Origin of the sequence: Arthrobacter sp. HMWF013 (assembly GCF_003061105.1) — a bacterium.
Classification (GTDB): Bacteria; Actinomycetota; Actinomycetes; order Actinomycetales; family Micrococcaceae; genus Arthrobacter.
The window spans coordinates 1-3,920 of sequence record NZ_QAIQ01000694.1 but is presented as its reverse complement, the minus strand read 5'-3'; the positions used below and the strand labels follow the sequence as shown (position 1 = coordinate 3,920).

The following is a 3,920-nucleotide window of genomic DNA, read 5'->3' as shown; positions in this document are numbered from 1 at the left end:
CCGCCAGGGCAGCAACAATGGACAGAATAATGGGGAGGATGTCATTCACTCCCCTAGCTTCTCACAAACGGGGCAGCCGTTCGGGGCCCGCGGCCTGCGCGAACGCTATACGTCCGCACCCAGCCGCTGGCTGATAACGGTGGACACACCGTCTCCCCGCATCGTCACCCCATACAGCGCGTCAGCAACTTCCATGGTCCGCTTTTGGTGCGTGATCACAATGAGTTGGCTGGACTCCCGGAGCTCTTCGAAGATCGTGATGAGCCGGCTGAGGTTGGTGTCATCCAGGGCGGCTTCCACCTCGTCCATGACGTAGAACGGCGAGGGCCGGGCTTTGAAGATGGCCACCAGCAGTGCGACGGCCGTCAGGGAGCGTTCGCCGCCGGACAGGAGTGAGAGCCGCTTGATCTTCTTGCCTGCAGGCCGCGCCTCGACCTCAATTCCCGTCGTGAGCATGTCCGAAGGATCGGTGAGGACGAGGCGGCCTTCGCCGCCGGGAAAGAGCCGGGCAAAGACCCGGACAAACTGCGCCTGTGTGTCGTCGAAGGCCTCAGTAAAAACGCGCTGCACGCGGTCATCCACTTCTTTGATGATGTCCAGCAGGTCCTTGCGGCTGGCCTTCAGGTCCTCCAGCTGGGTGCTCAGGAACTGGTGCCGTTCCTCCAGCGCGGCGAACTCCTCCAAGGCAAGCGGGTTGACCCGGCCCAGGCTGGACAGGTCGCGCTCGGCCTTCCGGAGGCGTTTCTCCTGCTCCACGCGGACAAAGGGCTTTCCCTCTATGACGGGGGCGCCTTCGTCATCTACGGGAGCCCGCAACGCGGCCCATTTGTCGGTGCTTTCCCCTGCCGGCACGGGCACAGGTACATCCGGACCGTAGTCGGCCACGAGGACGTCGGCGGTGATGCCGAGTTCGTCGATGGACCGGGTTTCCAGGGCTTCGATCCGTGCCTTTTGTTGGGCGCGGGCAAGTTCGTCACGGTGGACAGAGTCTGTCAGCTCGGCCAGCTCAGCGGCCAGGGCCGCGGTGGCAGTCCGGGCTTCGAGGAGTCCGCGGTCCCGCTGCTCCCTGTTCTCCTCGGCGAGGTCGCGTTCCTGGGCGGCGAGCCCCACTGAAACGTCGATGAACCGCGTTGCAAGCGCCACAGCAGCTGACACTGCGGCTGCACGCCTGGCCTGGCTGCGGCGGCGACGGGCACGCTCCGCTGCTTCTTCCCGGGCCCGGCGTTCGGTGGCCGCCGCGCGTTCCAAGGACACGGCACGGTTGCGGGTGGCGGTCAGTTGCTCCTCGGCGCTGCGGAGCGTGAGCCTGGCCTCCATCTCGGCCGAACGCGCCTGCGAGGCGGCCAGCGCCAGGGCATCGCGGTGGTCTGTGGACGGTTCCGCTTCGGCGGGCGTCTCCTGCGCAGCGGCCAGCCGGGAGGCGACGGCGGCGAGTGCCTCCTCCTCGGTGATCACATTGGCCTCGGCTTTGGCAAGGGATGCGGCAAGCCTGTCGCTCTCCCCCACAGCGCTGCGGAGGACCGAATTCAGGTGACCCAACCGCTCTGCGACTGCCGCGAGCCGGGCATCGGAATCGTGCAGCCGGTCCAAAGCGGCGTCAGCCCGGTTCTGTGCATCTGTCCGCCTGAGCGTGGCGCCGGCCAGCGCAAACCTGTTCCGTTCCAGGCCGGCCGTGACGCTGCGAAGGCGGGACTCGGCGTCGTCGACGGCGGCCTGAACCTCCAGCAGTGACGGCGTCTTGGCGGACCCGCCGGTGATTGTCAAAGCCGTAAAAATATCCCCCGCCCGGGTGACGGCGGTCAGTTCCGGATTCGCCGCGACGAGGCGGGCTGCGGCTACCAGTTCATCGACGACAACGATCCCGGCCAGGAGCGATGTGACAGCATGCATGGTTGCGGCAGACGCGCTCACGAGCCCGGCAGCATACTGTGTTCCGGCGGGCAGTTCACGCGGCAGCTTGTCGGCCGGCGCCGGGTTCGGGGCAGGCGTCGAGGGCTGCGCGGCGGATTTCAGGAGCAGCGCGGCGCGGCCGGCGTCGTCGGCTTTCAAAAGCCGCAGCACACCCGCAGCCGCCTCCGGGTCTTCTACAAAGATGGCTTCGGAAGCCTCACCCAACGCCGCAGCTATGGCCGTTTCAAAGCCGGCTTCAACGCTCAGCTCTGCCGCCAGCGTGCCGGTCACTCCGGCCAGTCCGGCGTTGAGTGCATGGGCTGCGCCGTCTTTGCGGTTCAGTCCAAGCTGCAGCGCATCACGGCGTGCCGCGAGCGCGTCACGTTCGCGCATGGCCTCCGCTTGCGCCGCGTTGAGGCCGGCAATCTCCTGGATGGCTGCGTCCAGTTCCGCGCTTGCTTCCTCGTACTCGGCGTCGAGGCTTTCTTCGCCTTCCTCAACACCGGCTACCTGTGTCTCAAGCGCGGTGAATTCGGACTGCGCCTGCCGCCTGCGTTCCGTGCCGGAGGCCAGGGAGTCCCGCAGTCTGCCAAGCTCGGCCTGGGCCGACTCCACGCGGGACCGCGCAGCGCCCACCTGGCCCGCAAGCCTGGCGAGTCCTTCACGACGGTCGGCCGCGGCGCGGAGGACCGCCGTCAGCCGTTTCTCTTCAGCCTGGGATGCCTGCTCGGCCGCCGTCCTGGCTGCGGTTGCTGCTTCCAGGGCGCTGGCTTTGTCACGGATGTGGCGTTCGAGGTCCGTCACCTCGTCCCGGACCCGTGCTGCCTGGCGTTCCAGCTGGTCCGGGTCCCGTCCGGTGTGCGGCTCCGCGTCCACTGAGCCGAGAAGCCGGCTGCGTTCCTGGGCCAGGGATCCGAGGGAGCGAAGACGTTCGCGTGATGCTGAAAGCCGGTACCAGGTATCCCGCGCGGCATTGAGCCTGGGGGTCGCCTCGGCCGCCAGGTGCTCGAGTGCCGCGAGCCGTCTGCGTCCGGCTTCGAGTTCCTGCTCCACAACGAGCCTGCGCGCCTTGAGTGCCTTCTCATCCGCCACATCCTGGTCAAGCGAGCTCTGAAGACTGACGAGGTCATCGGCCAGGAGCCGGGCGCGGGCATCCCGGACGTCGAACTGGACGCGTTGGGCCCGGCGTGCCACCTCGGCCTGCTTGCCCAACGGGGTGAGCTGGCGCCTGATTTCGCCGGTCAGATCGTTGAGCCGCTGGAGGTTGGCCTGCATGGCTTCAAGTTTGCGGACCGTCTTTTCCTTGCGGCGGCGGTGCTTGAGGATTCCGGCGGCTTCCTCGATGAAACCTCGGCGGTCCTCGGGGGTGGCGTGCAGGACCTTGTCCAACTGGCCCTGGCCCACAATGACGTGCATCTCCCGGCCCAGCCCGGAATCGGAGAGCAGTTCCTGGATGTCCAGGAGCCGGCAGCCGGCGCCGTTGATGGCGTATTCGGAGCCACCGGTGCGGAACAGGGTCCGCGAGATGGTGACCTCGCTGTATTCGATGGGGAGCGCGCCGTCGGTGTTGTCGATGGTCAGCGAGACGTGGGCCCGGCCCAGGGGTGGACGCCCCGAGGTTCCGGCGAAAATGACGTCTTCCATCTTGCCGCCACGGAGTGTCTTGGCTCCCTGCTCACCCATCACCCAGGCGAGCGCGTCCACGACGTTGGACTTGCCCGAGCCGTTGGGACCCACCACGGCTGTGACGCCTGGCTCAAAGTCGAAGGTCGTGGCGGACGCGAACGACTTGAACCCCCGGACGGTCAGGCTCTTGAGGTGCAAGGTGTTTCGGATCTCCTGAGTGGCTGAGCTGTTTCTGCTGCCCCAAATCTACTGGGTCAGGGCGGCATTGCGCGGATTTGCGGGCGCCTGTCCACAGACTGCCACCGGGGTGCGGCAACCCGGGCATGGCGGACCGCCTAGAAGCGTCCGTTGCGGGGACGGGGCTGGCAGACCGGGCAGGTATGCGAGGAACGGTTCATAAACTG

Annotated in this window: 1 protein-coding gene; it reads right to left on the bottom strand. The window is 67.1% G+C overall.

What is annotated here, in order from left to right:
* Positions 1-105: 105 nt before the first annotated feature.
* Complete coding sequence (smc, locus tag DBR22_RS22530) at positions 106-3,714, bottom strand: chromosome segregation protein SMC (protein WP_181365299.1); 3,609 nt, start codon at positions 3,712-3,714, stop codon at positions 106-108.
* Between the last annotated feature and the right edge of the window lie 206 nt (positions 3,715-3,920).